Origin of the sequence: Paraburkholderia sp. RL17-337-BIB-A, from assembly GCF_046025895.1 — a bacterium.
Lineage (GTDB): Bacteria > Pseudomonadota > Gammaproteobacteria > Burkholderiales > Burkholderiaceae > Paraburkholderia > Paraburkholderia fungorum_C.
The window spans coordinates 3,992,668-4,008,140 of sequence record NZ_JARESY010000001.1 but is presented as its reverse complement, the minus strand read 5'-3'; the positions used below and the strand labels follow the sequence as shown (position 1 = coordinate 4,008,140).

The following is a 15,473-nucleotide window of genomic DNA, read 5'->3' as shown; positions in this document are numbered from 1 at the left end:
CGCGTTTTCAGTCCAAAAAGATCAAGCGAGGAACAAACGGTACACGGGATTCTGCGTCTCTTCCCAATGCGGATAACCAAGCGTCGTCAGAAAGCGTTCGAATTCGCTGTTCTCGCTCTCCGGCACCTGGATGCCGACCAGAATCGAACTGTAGTCCGCGCCCTGGTTGCGGTAGTGGAACAGGCTGATATTCCAGTTCGGCGCCATCGACGATAAAAACTTCATCAGTGCGCCCGGACGTTCGGGAAATTCGAAGCGGAACAGACGTTCGTCGTGAGCCAAGGGCGAGCGGCCGCCGACCATATAACGGATGTGCTGCTTCGACAGTTCATCGAACGTGAGATCAACGGTGGCAAAACCGTGCGCTTCAAACGCGCCCGCAATCTGCGCCGATTCGCTGCGGTTCCTGATCTGCACGCCCACAAAGATATGCGCTGAATTCGCGTCCGCAATGCGGTAGTTGAATTCAGTGACGCTGCGCGTGCCCACCAGTTCGCAGAAACGGCGGAAGCTGCCGCGCTCTTCGGGGATCGTCACCGCGAACACCGCCTCACGTGCTTCACCGACTTCCGCGCGCTCGGCCACGAAACGCATGCGGTCGAAATTCATGTTTGCGCCGGACGTGATCGCGATCAGCGTCTGGTCCTCGAGACCTTCGCGCTCGGCATACTGCTTGGCGCCTGCCACCGCCAGCGCGCCGGCCGGTTCAAGCACGCTGCGGGTGTCCTGAAACACGTCCTTGATCGCCGCGCATAAAGCATCGGTATTCACGAGCAGCACGTCGTCGAGATATTCGCTGCACAGGCGGAAGGTTTCTTCACCGACGAGCTTCACCGCCGTGCCGTCCGAGAACAGGCCGACTTCATTTAACGTCACCCGTTCGCCGGCTTTCAGCGAGGCGGCCATCGCACACGAGTCATCGGTCTGCACGCCGATCACCTTGATCTCCGGGCGCACCGATTTCACATACGCGGCCACACCCGCGGCCAGGCCACCACCGCCGATCGGCACGAAGATCGCGTGGATCGGGCCTTGATGCTGGCTCAGAATCTCCATCGCGACCGTGCCCTGGCCGGCGATCACGTAGGGATCGTCGAACGGATGGACGAAGGTCAGCCCACGCTCTTCCTGCAGCTTGACCGCGTGCCCGTACGCATCGCTGTATGACTCGCCGAACTGCACGACTTCGACCGTCGCGCCGCCATGTGCGCGCACCGCGTCGACTTTTACCTGCGGCGTGGTGACCGGCACAACGATGATCGCCTTCACGCCCATGCGTGCCGCCGAGAGCGCCACGCCCTGCGCATGATTGCCCGCGGACGCGGTAATGACACCGCGTTCCAGCGCATCCGCCGGAATATGCGCCATCTTGTTGTACGCGCCGCGCACCTTGAACGAGAACACCGGCTGGTTGTCCTCGCGCTTCAGATAAACCGGATTGCGCAGCCGTGCCGACAGATTCGGCGCGCGTTCGAGTTCGGTCTCGCGGGCCACGTCGTAGACGCGCGCGGTCAGGGTTTTCTTTAGATAGTCGTGGGAAGCCATGCGGGTGGCGCGGTGCGCTTTGTGAGACGGGAAAGGGTCAATGATAGCGCCAACGGTGTGCGCTCTGGCCTTCGGCACACCGGCAACGAACCTTCCACGTGCGCCCGAGGGCCGCCGGCAAAGGGTCGCCCGACCGTTCGGTCGGGTAATTATTCGCATGCGCAGTCGGGCCTCGTTCAGCGCAAAAACGCTCGAATTCCCGCCACAGACCCGATTTCAGGCGTCAACGCGCGGCTGGATCATGGGGTAGAATTCCATTTTGGAATAAGGATCGGAAGATGCACTGGCAGCCTCGGATCGCCCATTTGATGCCCGTCCCGCGTGAGTCTTGTCCCGCGGCGGAGCGTCACGTCCGTCAGGCACGATCGTGTAGCTGTCTCTGAGCGCCGTGAAGCGATCGATGTGGGTAGACCGTCGGTTGCGCTTCGCTCCCCTAGAAGATTTCCAGCATTGCGCGCCACGCGCACCGTCAGCCGGCGCCTCACCGATGAGCGCGCCTGGTTGACCCACCGAGTCGTCCGAACATGAACGCACCTCAAGTTTTCGATCCGCACGGGGCCGCCACTGCGGTGGCCGCCGATCCCGAAGCGCGTCTGCGCGAAATTCCCTATAACTACACGTCATTTTCCGACCGCGAGATCGTCATCCGTCTGCTCGGCGACGAGGCCTGGGCGGCTTTGGCCGAATTGCGCGCGGAACGCCGCACCGGCCGCTCGGCGCGCATGCTGTACGAAGTGCTCGGCGACATTTGGGTCGTGCGCCGCAATCCTTACCTGCAAGACGACCTGCTCGACAATCCAAAGCGCCGCGCGCTGCTGATCGAGGCGCTGCACCACCGTCTGAGCGAGATCGAAAAGCGCCGCCGCGCCGATCTGGTCGAGCATGGCGATGAAGCTGGCGTCGATCGGGCCGCGCGCGTTGAAACGCTGGTCGCCGCTGCGCGTCGTGCCGTCGACGATTTCGAAAGCGAGTTCCAGAAGACCTTCGATTTGCGCCGCCGCGCGAACAAGGTGCTGGGCAAGGTTACGGAAAAGGACAACATCAAGTTCGACGGCTTGTCCCGCGTCTCGCACGTGACCGACGCGACCGACTGGCGCGTCGAGTACCCGTTCGTCGTGCTGACGCCGGATACCGAAGCCGAGATCGCCGGCATGATCAAGGCGTGTTTCGAGCTCGGTCTGACCGTAATCCCGCGCGGAGGCGGCACGGGCTACACGGGCGGCGCAGTGCCGCTCACGCCGTTCTCGGCCGTCATCAACACCGAAAAGCTCGAGCAACTTGGTGCGGTCGAAATGACCGAACTGCCGGGTGTTGACCGCAAGGTGGCAACGATTTTCTCCGGTGCGGGCGTGGTCACACGCCGCGTGACCGAAGCGGCCGAGCAGGCCGGCTTCGTGTTCGCGGTCGATCCGACCTCGCTGGATGCATCCTGCGTAGGCGGTAACGTCGCGATGAACGCGGGCGGCAAGAAAGCGGTGTTGTGGGGCACGGCGCTCGACAACCTCGCCTGGTGGCGCATGGTCGACCCGGAAGGGAACTGGCTCGAGGTCACGCGCCTCGACCACAACATGGGCAAGATCCACGACATCGAAGTCGCGCGTTTCGAGCTGAAGTGGTTCGACGGCAGCCACGCGCCGGGCGAAAAGCTGCTGCGCACGGAAGCGCTCGACATCAAGGGCCGCGTGTTCCGTAAGGAAGGGCTGGGCAAGGACGTTACCGATAAATTCCTCGCCGGCCTGCCGGGCGTGCAGAAGGAAGGTTGCGACGGCCTGATCACGTCGGCACGCTGGGTGCTGCACAAGATGCCGGCGCATACGCGCACCGTCTGCCTCGAATTCTTCGGCCAGGCGCGCGAAGCGATTCCGAGCATCGTCGAAATCAAAGACTATCTGTTCGAAACGTCAAGGCAGGGCGGTGCGATTCTCGCCGGCCTCGAGCATCTGGATGAGCGTTATCTGCGCGCGGTCGGTTATGCGACCAAGTCCAAGCGCAACGCGTTTCCGAAGATGGTGCTGATCGGTGACATCGTCGGCGACGATGCGGACGCGGTGGCGCAAGCCACCTCGGAAGTGGTACGCATGGCCAACGGCAAGAGCGGCGAAGGCTTCGTCGCGGTCAACGCCGAAGCGCGCAAGCGTTTCTGGCTCGACCGCAGCCGTACCGCCGCGATCGCGAAGCACACCAACGCGTTCAAGATCAACGAAGACGTGGTGATCCCGCTCGACCGCATGGGCGAGTACACCGACGGGATCGAGCGCATCAACATCGAACTGTCGATCAAGAACAAGCTGCAACTGGTCGACGCGCTTGAGGCGTTCTTCAAGGGCGGCAAGCTGCCGCTCGGCAAGAGCGACGACGCCAATGAAATCCCGAGCGCCGAGTTGCTCGAAGATCGCGTGCAACAGGCGCTCGATCTGCTGAAGAAGGTGCGCATTCGCTGGGAATTCCTGCGCGACAAGCTCGATCTGTCCTTGCGCGAGGCGCAGCACTATCTGGTCGGCCTCGGCTACGAAGGGCTGGCGGAGAAGTTCGCCGATCGCGTCGACGCGCAGCCGGATGCGACCGTGTTCCATATCACGCAAGACCGTACGGTGCGCGTGTCGTGGAAGGCGGAGATCCGCGCCGAACTGCGGCAGATCTTCAACGGCGGCGAATTCAAGCCGATCCTCGAAGAAGCGCAGGCGATCCACAAGAAGGTGCTGCGTGGCCGCGTGTTTGTCGCGCTGCACATGCACGCGGGCGACGGCAACGTCCATACGAACCTGCCGGTCAACTCCGACAACTACGAGATGCTGCAGGACGCCCACACGGCGGTCGCGCGCATCATGAAGCTGGCGCGTTCGCTAGACGGCGTGATTTCCGGCGAGCACGGCATCGGCATTACCAAGCTCGAGTTCCTGACCGACGAGGAAATCGGCGAATTCCGCGCCTACAAGCAGCGCGTCGATCCGCATGGCCGCTTCAATGCGGGCAAACTGCTCGAAGGCGCCGACCTGCGCAACGCCTACACGCCGAGCTTCGGCCTGATGGGCTACGAATCGCTGATCATGCAGCAGTCCGACATCGGCGCGATTTCGGAATCGATCAAGGACTGCCTGCGTTGCGGCAAGTGCAAGCCGGTGTGCGCGACCCACGTGCCGCGCGCCAACCTGCTGTACAGCCCGCGCAACAAGATTCTCGCCACCTCGTTGCTGGTCGAGGCGTTCCTGTACGAAGAGCAGACCCGCCGCGGTGTGTCGATCAAGCACTGGGACGAGTTCAACGACGTCGCCGATCACTGCACCGTCTGTCACAAATGCGTGACGCCGTGCCCGGTGAAGATCGACTTCGGCGACGTGACGATGAACATGCGCAACCTGCTGCGCAAGATGGGCAAGAAGAAGTTCAATCCGGGCAACGCGGCCGGCATGTTCTTCCTGAACGCCACCAATCCGCAGACCATCAATCTCGCGCGCACCGCGATGATGGGCATCGGCTATAAAGCCCAGCGCCTCGGCAACGACGTGCTGAAGAAGTTCGCGAAGAAGCAGACGGCGCACCCGCCGGCCACGGTCGGCAAGCCGAAGGTCACGCAGCAGGTGATCCACTTCATGAACAAGAAGATGCCGGGCAACCTGCCGAAGAAAACCGCGCGTGCGCTGCTGGACATCGAGGACAACAAGATCGTCCCGATCATCCGCAATCCGAAGACGACCACCGCCGATACGGAAGCGGTCTTCTACTTCCCGGGCTGCGGCTCGGAGCGGCTGTTCTCGCAAGTCGGTCTGGCGACGCAAGCCATGCTGTGGGAGGCGGGCGTGCAAACCGTGTTGCCGCCGGGCTATCTGTGCTGCGGCTATCCGCAGCGCGGCTCAGGCCAGTTCGACAAGGCCGAGCAGATCGTCACGGATAACCGCGTGCTGTTCCACCGCGTCGCCAATACGCTGAACTATCTCGACATCAAGACGGTGGTGGTGTCGTGCGGCACGTGTTACGACCAGCTCGCCGGTTACGAATTCGAGAAGATCTTCCCGGGCTGCCGGATCATCGACATCCACGAGTTTCTGCTGGAGAAAGGTATCAAGCTCGAAGGCGTGAACGGCGTGCGTTACATGTACCACGACCCGTGCCACTCGCCGATCAAGACGATGGATCCGGTCAAGCTCGTCAATCAGCTGATGGGCTCGGAGAACGACGGCTACAAGATCGAGAAGAATGACCGTTGCTGTGGTGAATCCGGCACGCTCGCGGTGACGCGCCCGGATATTTCGACGCAAGTCCGCTTCCGCAAGGAAGAGGAAATGCGCAAGGGCGCGGCCAAGCTGCGCGGTATTCCGCCGGGCGGCGCTCCGCTGGCGGCCGAAGCCGGCGCCAACGCGATCAATCCGGCCAATGCATCGGCCGGCGCGGCGGGCGCGCCGAACGGTTCCGTGCTCAAGGCCGGCGACGGGCCGCAACCCAACGGCGCCACCGACGTGAAAATCCTGACCAGCTGCCCGTCCTGCCTGCAAGGCTTGTCGCGCTACAACGAGGACACGGGCACCGAGGCGGACTACATCGTCGTGGAAATGGCGCGTCACGTGCTGGGCGAAGACTGGATGGCGGATTACGTCCAACGGGCGAACAATGGCGGAATCGAGCGCGTGCTGGTTTAATGGCACCACTGACGATTTTTGCCTGAGGACGACGATGGAATGCGTTTTTTGCCGTGAAGATGGCGGTGATGTGCTGTGGCAGGACGACACCTTGCGTGTCGTCCTCGCCGACGAACACGATTACCCGGGCTTCTGCCGAGTGATCTGGAACAAGCATATCGCCGAGTTTTCCGATCTCGCCGGAAGCGACCGCGATCGCGTGATGAACGCCGTGTACGCGGTCGAACATGCGATGCGGCGCATCATGCAACCGGTCAAGGTCAATCTGGCGAGCCTGGGTAACCAGGTGCCGCACGTGCATTGGCATGTGATTCCGCGTTATTCGAACGACGCGCATTTTCCCCTGCCCATCTGGGCGCCGCGCCAGCGCACGGTGTCCGAGGCCATGCTGTCGGCGCGCCGCGCGCAAGCTACGCTGTTGCGCGAAGCGGTGAGACAGGAAATCGAACGGGCTCTTGGCTGAGCGCCGCTGAATCTCTCGCCTGGCGCCGGGGGCCTTCGAGCGGGGCGGCAAACCCGGGGCAGCCTGGCGTGTTCTTATGAGGTCAATATGAGTGGACTGACTCCCGATACCCCGGTGCCGACCGGCGTGGTCGTGCATTCCAAATCGCGCGTGCTCGAATTGCAGTACGCAAACGGCGAATCGTATCGCCTGCCGTTCGAACTGCTGCGCGTGTACTCGCCGTCGGCGGAAGTGATGGGCCACGGGCCCGGCCAGGAAACCCTGCAAACGGGCAAGCGTGACGTCACGATCACGATGATCGAAGGCGTCGGCAACTACGCGTTGCAGCCGACTTTCTCCGACGGGCATGCCACCGGCATCTATTCCTGGGACCTGTTGCACGACATGGCCGTTCGTCAGGATGAACTCTGGCGCGACTATCTCGCCAAACTGGCAGCGGCCGGTGTCGACCGCGACGCGCCGATGGCCGTAGCGGGCGCTGCGCACGGGCACTGTCACTGATACGATTCGCCCTGGTCGCCGCACTGATGCGGCGCAACATTTCAGAATACGCGAAAGGACGAGCGCGATGAGTAAAACCCACTTCGGCTTTCAATCGGTCGACGAGCAGGAAAAAGCGCAGAAGGTGGCGGGCGTGTTCCACTCGGTCGCCTCCAACTACGACTTGATGAACGACCTGATGTCGGGCGGGTTGCACCGGGCGTGGAAGATGTTCACGATCGCGCAGGCCAACGTCCGGCTGGGCTTCAAGGTGCTCGATATCGCGGGGGGCACGGGCGATCTGTCGAAGGCATTTGCGAAACAGGCGGGCGAAACCGGTGAAGTCTGGCATACCGACATCAACGAATCGATGCTGCGCGTCGGCCGCGACCGCCTGCTGGACAAGGGCGTCATTACCCCGGCGCTGCTCTGCGACGCTGAGAAAATCCCCTTTCCGGACAATTACTTCGACGTGGTGACCGTGGCATTCGGCTTGCGCAACATGACGCACAAGGATGTCGCGTTGGCGGAAATGCGCCGCGTGCTAAAGCCGGCAGGCCGTCTGCTGGTGCTGGAATTTTCGAAGGTGTGGGATCCGCTCAAAAAGGTCTACGACGTCTATTCTTTCAAGGTATTGCCGTGGCTTGGCGACCGTTTTGCGAAAGACGCCGATAGCTACCGCTACCTGGCGGAATCGATCCGGATGCATCCGGACCAGGAAACTTTGAAAACAATGATGGAACAAGCGGGCCTGGACGGCGTCAAATATTACAATTTGTCAGCTGGCGTGGTAGCTTTACATGTGGGGACCAAATACTAGGGTTCCTAACCCATAGATTTTTAAAGGAAAGTACGAAAATGTCCGATTCAGGTGTGTTATCTCTCCGTAAGGTTAAGCGGTCGTTGGTGAGAAGAATCGGACTGATCGCGATGGTCGGTCTGATCATGGCCGGCTCTCTCGCCTCGCTCGATGCGGAAGCTCGCCGCATGGGCGGTGGCCGTAGTCTTGGCCGTCAGTCGAATACGGTTCAGCAGCAATCCGCCCCGTCGCAACCTTCCCAAAGCAATCAGGCCATGCAGCAGCGCGCCCAGCCGGCCCCGGCGCCCGCGCCGACTCCGGCCGCCGCGCCTAACCGCTCGCGCTGGCTTGGCCCGATCGCCGGTCTCGCGGCCGGTCTGGGTATCGCTGCGTTGTTGTCGCACTTCGGGCTGGGCGGCGCGTTTGCCGGCGCCATGGCCAACATCATCGTGATTGCGATCATCGCCATGATCGGCATCTGGTTGATCCGCCGCTTCATGGGCCGCAAGCGCGACACATCGCAACCGGCGTACGCGGGCAGCTCGCCGTCGCTGAATGCGGGCAACACCGGCTATTCGCAGGAACCGCGCTACAGCGCGCCGCCCTCCGGCTCGTATCTCGAACCGCAAGGCAACCCGCTGACCACGCCGTCCGTCAATGCTGTTCCGGCAGTGCCGGCCGGCTTCGATTCGGAAGCGTTCCTGCGCAACGCCAAGGTGTACTTCGTGCGGCTGCAAGCTGCATGGGACGTCGGCAACACGGAAGACATCCGCGAATTCACCACGCCGGAAATGTTCGCCGAAGTGAAGGTCGATCTGACCTCGCGCGGTGCCGAGTCCAATCAGACCGACGTGGTGCAACTGAACGCGGAGTTGCTGGGTGTTGAAGAGCGCGCGACCGAATACTTCGCCAGCGTGCGCTTCTCCGGCTTGATCCGCGAATCGGCGGGTGCGGCGGCTGAGCCTTTCGTCGAGGTCTGGAACCTGACCAAGTCGAACCGGCCGGGCGAAGGCTGGCTACTGGCCGGTATTCAGCAGGTGGCGCAGCACTGAAGCAGTAGCAGGGCGGAGACAGAGCAGTCCTGCCCGCCTTGATTCTGCGCACAGGATTGGCCGTTCGGCGTAGCAAGCCGCGAAGCGAACGGACGTTACAATGGGAACCCGCGCGGGCACCTCGCCTGCGCGGGTTTTTTCTTGCCACTTTCAATGACCCTCGCCGCCAAGCCCTTCGCTGCTGCTGTCAATCATCTGCTCGCCCGCGAATCGTGGGCTCGCGAGCGTCTCGCCCCTTACGCGGGCAAGACCGCCAGCCTGTCTTGTCCGCCCGTCGTGCTGATGCTGCTGGTGCAGCCGGACGGCTACCTGAGCGCGGTCGAGGCAACCGAGGCGCAACAGTTCGATGTGACCATCTCAGTGCCGTCCGACGCGCTGCCGGCTTTCGTGCAAGGCGGCCAGGCCGCCGTGATGAAGCATGTCAAGATCGACGGTGACGCGGAGTTCGCGACGGTGATCGCCAAGCTCGCCGAACATCTGCGCTGGGAGCCGGAAGAGGATCTGGCCAGGCTGATCGGCGACGGTCCGGCGTGGCGGGTCGCGTCGGTCGTGCGCACGGTCGGCGAACACGCGCGGCGCACCGGGCGCAATCTGCTCGACACCGTCGCCGAATATCTGCTCGACGAAAATCCGCAACTGGTGCGGCGCACCGCGCTGGAGGATTTCAACGTCGAACTGGCCCGCGCCCGCGACGCCCTGGCGCGCGTGGAGAAGCGCATCGAGCGTCTTGAACAGAAGGTCGAAGCCCGCGGCGCCAATGCGCCGGGCGGCGCCGCCACGTTGCGCGGCACGCGCTAGTCACCGGGCACAACTATGCGTTTTCTGCGTTTCCTCAAGATTTTCTTCACGGTCATCCGCTTCGGTCTCGATGAGATGATGCTCAGCCGCGTCAACGACCGGCGTGTGCGTCTGCTGCTGCGTATCACGACGATCGGTCGCAAGTTCGACGCACCGCCGGGCGTGCGCTTGCGGCTCGCGCTCGAAAGCCTCGGGCCGATCTTCGTCAAGTTCGGCCAGGTGCTGTCCACGCGGCGCGATCTGCTGCCGGTGGACATCGCCAATGAACTGGCCAAGCTGCAGGATCAGGTGCCGCCGTTCGATTCGGCGGTGGCGATCGGATTGGTCGAGAAGTCGCTCGGGGCGCCGGTCGACGTGCTGTTCGACGATTTCGAGCGGGTGCCGGTCGCAAGCGCGTCGATCGCGCAGGTTCACTTCGCGAGGGTGAAAGCAGGGCAGCACGCGGGTAAAGCGGTCGCTGTGAAAGTGTTGCGGCCGAACATGCTGCCGGTGATCGACTCCGACCTGGCCTTGCTGCGCGACATCGCCGTATGGGCCGAGCGGCTGTGGGCCGACGGTAAGCGTTTGAAGCCGCGCGAGGTGGTCGCCGAATTCGACAAGTATCTGCACGACGAACTCGATCTGATGCGCGAAGCGGCCAACGGCAGCCAGTTGCGCCGCAACTTCGCCGGGCTCGATCTGCTGCTCGTGCCGGAAATGTACTGGGAGTTCTGCACGCCCACGGTGCTGGTGATGGAGCGCATGGTCGGCGTGCCGATCAGCCAGGTGGAGACGCTGCGCGCGGCGGGTGTCGACATTCCGAAGCTGGCGCGTGAAGGCGTTGAGATTTTCTTCACCCAGGTGTTCCGCGATGGTTTTTTCCACGCCGACATGCACCCGGGCAACATCCAGGTGAGCCTCGATCCGGCGCACTTCGGCCGCTATATCGCGCTGGATTTCGGCATCATCGGCGCGCTGTCGGACTTCGATAAAAATTACCTCGCGCAGAACTTCCTCGCTTTCTTCAAGCGGGACTACCATCGCGTCGCCACGCTGCATCTGGAGTCAGGCTGGGTGCCGCCCACTACCCGCGTCGAAGAACTGGAAAGCGCCATCCGCGCGGTGTGCGAGCCGTATTTCGACCGCGCGTTGAAGGATATTTCGCTCGGTCAGGTACTGATGCGGCTGTTCTCGACCTCGCGCCGTTTTAACGTCGAGATCCAGCCGCAACTGGTGCTGCTGCAAAAAACCATGCTGAATGTGGAAGGGCTCGGCCGCTCGCTCGATCCTGAACTGGACCTGTGGAAGACCGCCAAGCCCTATCTGGAACGTTGGATGAACGAGCAGATCGGTCTGCGCGGCTGGTACGAACGGCTGAAGATCGAGGCGCCGCAGTGGAGCAAGACGCTGCCGCAGTTGCCGCGCCTGATCCATCACGTGCTGGCTGCGCGTCACGACAACACGCGCGGCGCGAACGACGACATGATTCGCCAGATTCTGCTCGAACAGAAGCGCACCAACCGGTTGCTGCAAGGGCTGCTGCTGTTCGGCGCGGCGGTCGGTGTGGGCGCGGTGCTGGCGCGGGCGTTTTTGGCGTTCGTTTACGGCGGGTGAACCCGATCCTGATCCACATGAGGCATGTCATGAGCGACCCGACCCAGCCTTCCGCGCCAGATTTTGCGACGCGCGACCCCAACTCGCCTGAGTTCTGGGACGAACGCTTCGAGCGCCGTTTCATGCCATGGGATCAGGCTGGCGTGCCGGCGGCGTTCCAGTCGTTCGTCAGCCGGCACAGCGGCGCTGCCGTGTTGATTCCTGGTTGTGGGAGTGCCTACGAGGCGCGGTGGCTGGCCGGGCAAGGCAATCCAGTTCGGGCGATCGATTTCTCACCGGCCGCCGTGGCGGCCGCGCGCGAGCAATTGGGCGCGCAGCATGCGCAACTGGTCGAGCAGGCTGACTTCTTCACTTACGAGCCGCCATTCACGCCGGTCTGGATTTATGAGCGCGCGTTCCTTTGCGCGCTGCCGTTGGCGCGCCGTGCGGACTACGCGCAACGGATGGCCGAGTTGTTGCCCGGCGGCGCGTTGCTGGCGGGGTTCTATTTCATCGGCGCGACGCCGAAAGGGCCGCCGTTTGGCATCGAGCGCGCTGAACTCGAGGCGTTGCTCACGCCGCACTTCGATCTGATCGAAGATGAAGCCGTGAACGATTCGATTGCCGTCTTCGCCGGACGCGAGCGTTGGATGACCTGGCGCCGTCGCGATTGATCGCGCCGCCGCCGCGTGCGCCGGTGGCCGCGATGTTCTGCCAGCTGATCGGGTTCGAGGCGCGAGCCATGACGAGGACGAATCAGCGTCAACATCTAGTGGCGGCGGCTTAAGGCGCACTTGATTCGAGATCGGCCGCCCCAATCTAGGCAAATGGCGGCTGCGCCTGGCGCTGGTCCCCGAAATTCGCGGGTGATGAGCCATATGCGGCTATAATTCAAGGCTTTGCAAGCGTTTACAAGATTTCAGTAGGGAAAAGTTCATGCCGATCTACGCTTATCGTTGCGAGTCATGCGGCTTCGGGAAGGACGTGCTTCAGAAGATGAGCGACCCCCAGTTGACGCAGTGTCCCGAGTGCGCGAAAGACACCTTTCGCAAGCAGGTGACTGCAGCCGGTTTCCAGTTGAAGGGCTCCGGCTGGTATGTGACCGATTTTCGCGGCGGCAATAGCGGCGCGAGCGCGCCGGCCAAGCCCGACGCGAATGGCGGCTCGAATGCGAATTCGGGTGAGAACGCCGCAGCCGGGAACAACGGCGCAGCGAAATCCGACACGGCTTCGGCCAACGGCACGGCCGCCGCCGCTTCATCGGGCGCCGCCGCAACGCCCGCCGCGCCTGCTGCCGCGCCCGCCGCATCGGCGAGTTCGAGCGGTTCCGGCAGCGCCTAGTGGGACTGCCGCCCTCAGGGGCGGCGCACACGCCGCGCGTCGAGTATCGGTTCGCGCGGCTTTCTGGCGGTACACATGACGACGAAAAAAACGACGCTCAAATCGGTGTTCCTGACGGGCCTGCTGGTGCTGGTGCCTCTGGCTATCACACTGTGGGTGCTCGGCCTGATCATCGGCACGATGGACCAGACGCTGTTGCTGCTGCCGAGCGCATGGCAACCGGAACGCCTGTTCGGCTTCCGTTTGCCAGGACTTGGCGCGGTGCTGACGCTGGCGTTCATCTTTGTCGTCGGGCTGTTGACGCAAAACTTCATCGGGCAGAAGCTCGTGAAGTGGTGGGAAGTCGTGGTTGCTCACATTCCGGTGGTCGGCCCGATCTACACCAGCGTGAAGCAGGTGTCGGACACCTTGTTGTCGAGCAGCGGCAATGCGTTTCGCAAGGCACTCCTGATCGAGTACCCGCGCCGCGGTTCCTATACGATTGCGTTTCTGACCGGCATTCCGGGCGGCGACGTGATCAACCACCTGAAAGAAGATCACGTCAGCGTGTATGTGCCGACTACGCCGAACCCAACGTCCGGCTTCTTCCTGATGGTGCCTCGGAGCGAAGTGATCGAACTCGACATGACGGTCGACGCTGCGCTCAAGTACATCGTCTCGATGGGCGTCGTGGCGCCGTCCGCGCCGCCGGCGCCGGTGCGCCGCACGACAGTCGAGCCTCCGCTGTAATGCCGGTGCGCAGCGTTTCACGCAGTGTTTGATTGCTGCGCGCCGTTCAACCAATGCAAAACGAAAGACAAACATCATGTCGATGAGATCTGAATACTGCGGTCTGGTGACCGAAGAACTGCTGGGCCAATCCGTCTCGCTGTGCGGCTGGGTAAGCCGCCGTCGCGACCATGGCGGCGTCATCTTCATCGACTTGCGCGACCGCGAAGGCCTCGTTCAGGTCGTCTGCGATCCGGATCGCGCGGAGATGTTCAAGACTGCCGAAGGCGTGCGCAACGAGTTCTGCCTGCAGATCAAGGGCGTGGTTCGCGCCCGTCCGGAAGGCACGACCAACGCCTCGCTGAAAAGCGGCAAGATCGAAGTGCTGTGCCACGAGCTGATCGTGCTGAACCCGTCGATCACGCCGCCGTTCCAGCTCGACGACGACAACCTGTCGGAAACCACGCGTCTCACGCACCGCGTGCTGGACCTGCGCCGTCCGCAGATGCAGCACAACCTGCGTCTGCGCTACCGCGTCGCGATCGAAGTGCGCAAGTACCTGGACTCGCTGGGCTTCATCGACATCGAAACGCCGATGCTCACCAAGAGCACGCCGGAAGGCGCGCGCGACTACCTCGTGCCGTCGCGTACCAACCCGGGCCAGTTCTTCGCGCTGCCGCAATCGCCGCAGTTGTTCAAGCAACTGCTGATGGTCGCTAACTTCGACCGTTACTACCAGATCGTCAAGTGCTTCCGCGACGAAGACCTGCGCGCCGACCGTCAGCCGGAATTCACGCAGATCGACTGCGAAACCTCGTTCCTGTCGGAACAGGAAATCCGCGATCTGTTCGAAGCGATGATCCGTCACGTGTTCAAGGAAACGATCGGCGTCGAACTGGCCGAGAAATTCCCGGTCATGGAGTACTCGGAAGCGATGCGCCGTTTCGGTTCGGACAAGCCGGACCTGCGCGTGAAGCTCGAATTCACGGACCTGACCGACGCCGTCAAGGACGTCGACTTCAAGGTATTCAGCACGCCGGCCAACACGAAAGACGGCCGCGTCGCGGCGATCCGCGTGCCGAAGGGCGGCGAGCTCTCGCGTGGCGACATCGACAGCTACACGGAATTCGTGCGTATCTATGGCGCGAAGGGCCTGGCATGGATCAAGGTCAACGAAGTGGCGAAGGGCCGTGACGGTCTGCAAAGCCCGATCGTCAAGAACCTGCACGACGAAGCGGTCAAGGCGATCATCGAGCGCACCGGCGCACAAGACGGCGACATCATTTTCTTCGCGGCGGATCGCGCGAAGGTGGTGAACGACAGCCTGGGCGCACTGCGTCTGAAGATCGGTCATTCGGAATTCGGCAAGGCCAACGGTCTGGTCGAAAGCGGCTGGAAGCCGCTGTGGGTGATCGACTTCCCGATGTTCGAGTACGACGAGGAAGACAACCGCTACGTCGCCGCGCATCACCCGTTCACGAGCCCGAAGGACGAGCACCTCGAGTATCTGGAAACGGATCCGGCGCGCTGCCTCGCGAAGGCCTACGACATGGTGCTGAACGGTTGGGAAATCGGCGGCGGTTCGGTGCGTATTCACCGTGAAGAAGTGCAGAGCAAGGTGTTCCGCGCGCTGAAGATCAACGCGGAAGAAGCGCAAGCCAAGTTCGGCTTCCTGCTCGACGCGCTGCAATACGGCGCGCCACCGCACGGCGGTATCGCATTCGGTCTGGACCGCATCATCACGATGATGGCCGGCGCCGATTCGATCCGCGACGTGATCGCGTTCCCGAAGACGCAACGCGCGCAGTGTCTGCTCACGCAGGCGCCGAGCGAAGTGGACGAGCGCCAGCTGCGCGAGTTGCACATCCGTCTGCGTCAGCCGGAACCGAAGGTCTAAGGTACCAACCTAGGGCACCGGCCGGGGTAAGAAGGGTCGAGCAGGTCAAAGCTGCCGGAACATCGGCAGTTTCAAGCAAACGAAAAAGGCGCGATGCGCCTTTTTCGTTTTTTGCGTTACAGTCGCAGCAACCGGTCTCGACCGCTCATTGGACCACTCGCCGACATGTAGCGCGCCAAGCGTT

General features: G+C 62.7%; 12 protein-coding genes. 11 read left to right on the top strand and 1 reads right to left on the bottom strand.

Going from position 1 to position 15,473, the window contains the following annotated elements:
* Positions 1-21: 21 nt before the first annotated feature.
* Entirely contained in the window at positions 22-1,704 is a 1,683-nt protein-coding gene (gene ilvA, locus P0D84_RS17875) for a threonine ammonia-lyase, biosynthetic (protein WP_408338493.1), read from the bottom strand.
* Between the two features lie 365 nt (positions 1,705-2,069).
* On the opposite strand from ilvA, the gene P0D84_RS17870 reads away from it, so the two are divergent.
* The 11 genes from P0D84_RS17870 to aspS all read left to right on the top strand — a co-directional run bounded on the left by P0D84_RS17870 (position 2,070) and on the right by aspS (position 15,289).
* A complete protein-coding gene (locus tag P0D84_RS17870; protein ID WP_408338491.1) occupies positions 2,070-6,179 on the top strand; it encodes a DUF3683 domain-containing protein in 4,110 nt (1,369 codons plus the stop codon).
* A gap of 34 nt (positions 6,180-6,213) precedes the next feature.
* A complete protein-coding gene (locus P0D84_RS17865; RefSeq protein WP_408338489.1) occupies positions 6,214-6,642 on the top strand; it encodes an HIT family protein in 429 nt (142 codons plus the stop codon).
* 87 nt (positions 6,643-6,729) lie between these two features.
* Positions 6,730-7,143, top strand: coding sequence for a gamma-butyrobetaine hydroxylase family protein (locus tag P0D84_RS17860; protein WP_408338487.1), 414 nt, complete (start codon positions 6,730-6,732; stop codon positions 7,141-7,143).
* Between the two features lie 67 nt (positions 7,144-7,210).
* Positions 7,211-7,942: a bifunctional demethylmenaquinone methyltransferase/2-methoxy-6-polyprenyl-1,4-benzoquinol methylase UbiE gene (gene ubiE / locus P0D84_RS17855; RefSeq protein ID WP_408338485.1), complete on the top strand. Its 732-nt coding sequence runs from the start codon at positions 7,211-7,213 to the stop codon at positions 7,940-7,942.
* 38 nt (positions 7,943-7,980) lie between these two features.
* Positions 7,981-8,973 carry a Tim44 domain-containing protein gene (locus tag P0D84_RS17850; RefSeq protein ID WP_408338483.1) on the top strand — a complete coding sequence of 331 codons (993 nt, stop codon included), beginning with the start codon at positions 7,981-7,983 and terminating at the stop codon, positions 8,971-8,973.
* Between the two features lie 153 nt (positions 8,974-9,126).
* Positions 9,127-9,771 (top strand): ubiquinone biosynthesis accessory factor UbiJ, encoded by a 645-nt coding sequence (locus tag P0D84_RS17845; RefSeq protein ID WP_408338481.1) that lies wholly within the window; start codon positions 9,127-9,129, stop codon positions 9,769-9,771.
* A 15-nt stretch (positions 9,772-9,786) separates the two neighbouring features.
* On the top strand, positions 9,787-11,364 hold the full coding sequence (ubiB, locus tag P0D84_RS17840; RefSeq protein ID WP_408338479.1) for a ubiquinone biosynthesis regulatory protein kinase UbiB: 1,578 nt from the start codon (positions 9,787-9,789) through the stop codon (positions 11,362-11,364).
* A gap of 29 nt (positions 11,365-11,393) precedes the next feature.
* Positions 11,394-12,017 (top strand): methyltransferase domain-containing protein, encoded by a 624-nt coding sequence (locus P0D84_RS17835; RefSeq protein ID WP_408338477.1) that lies wholly within the window; start codon positions 11,394-11,396, stop codon positions 12,015-12,017.
* A 262-nt stretch (positions 12,018-12,279) separates the two neighbouring features.
* On the top strand, positions 12,280-12,684 hold the full coding sequence (locus P0D84_RS17830) for an FmdB family zinc ribbon protein (protein WP_408338475.1): 405 nt from the start codon (positions 12,280-12,282) through the stop codon (positions 12,682-12,684).
* Positions 12,685-12,759: 75 nt separating this feature from the next.
* A complete protein-coding gene (locus P0D84_RS17825; protein WP_408338473.1) occupies positions 12,760-13,413 on the top strand; it encodes a DUF502 domain-containing protein in 654 nt (217 codons plus the stop codon).
* 76 nt (positions 13,414-13,489) lie between these two features.
* Positions 13,490-15,289, top strand: a complete 1,800-nt coding sequence (gene aspS / locus P0D84_RS17820; RefSeq protein ID WP_408338471.1) for an aspartate--tRNA ligase — start codon at positions 13,490-13,492, stop codon at positions 15,287-15,289.
* Positions 15,290-15,473: the final 184 nt, after the last annotated feature.

Bases quoted from the DNA above. Each gene is read 5' to 3' on its own strand.
- ilvA (WP_408338493.1), bottom strand. From the start codon at position 1,704: ATGCGAATAATTACCCGACCGAACGGTCGGGCGACCCTTTGCCGGCGG.
- P0D84_RS17870 (WP_408338491.1), top strand. From the start codon at position 2,070: ATGAACGCACCTCAAGTTTTCGATCCGCACGGGGCCGCCACTGCGGTG.
- P0D84_RS17865 (WP_408338489.1), top strand. From the start codon at position 6,214: ATGGAATGCGTTTTTTGCCGTGAAGATGGCGGTGATGTGCTGTGGCAG.
- P0D84_RS17860 (WP_408338487.1), top strand. From the start codon at position 6,730: ATGAGTGGACTGACTCCCGATACCCCGGTGCCGACCGGCGTGGTCGTG.
- ubiE (WP_408338485.1), top strand. From the start codon at position 7,211: ATGAGTAAAACCCACTTCGGCTTTCAATCGGTCGACGAGCAGGAAAAA.
- P0D84_RS17850 (WP_408338483.1), top strand. From the start codon at position 7,981: ATGTCCGATTCAGGTGTGTTATCTCTCCGTAAGGTTAAGCGGTCGTTG.
- P0D84_RS17845 (WP_408338481.1), top strand. From the start codon at position 9,127: ATGACCCTCGCCGCCAAGCCCTTCGCTGCTGCTGTCAATCATCTGCTC.
- ubiB (WP_408338479.1), top strand. From the start codon at position 9,787: ATGCGTTTTCTGCGTTTCCTCAAGATTTTCTTCACGGTCATCCGCTTC.
- P0D84_RS17835 (WP_408338477.1), top strand. From the start codon at position 11,394: ATGAGCGACCCGACCCAGCCTTCCGCGCCAGATTTTGCGACGCGCGAC.
- P0D84_RS17830 (WP_408338475.1), top strand. From the start codon at position 12,280: ATGCCGATCTACGCTTATCGTTGCGAGTCATGCGGCTTCGGGAAGGAC.
- P0D84_RS17825 (WP_408338473.1), top strand. From the start codon at position 12,760: ATGACGACGAAAAAAACGACGCTCAAATCGGTGTTCCTGACGGGCCTG.
- aspS (WP_408338471.1), top strand. From the start codon at position 13,490: ATGTCGATGAGATCTGAATACTGCGGTCTGGTGACCGAAGAACTGCTG.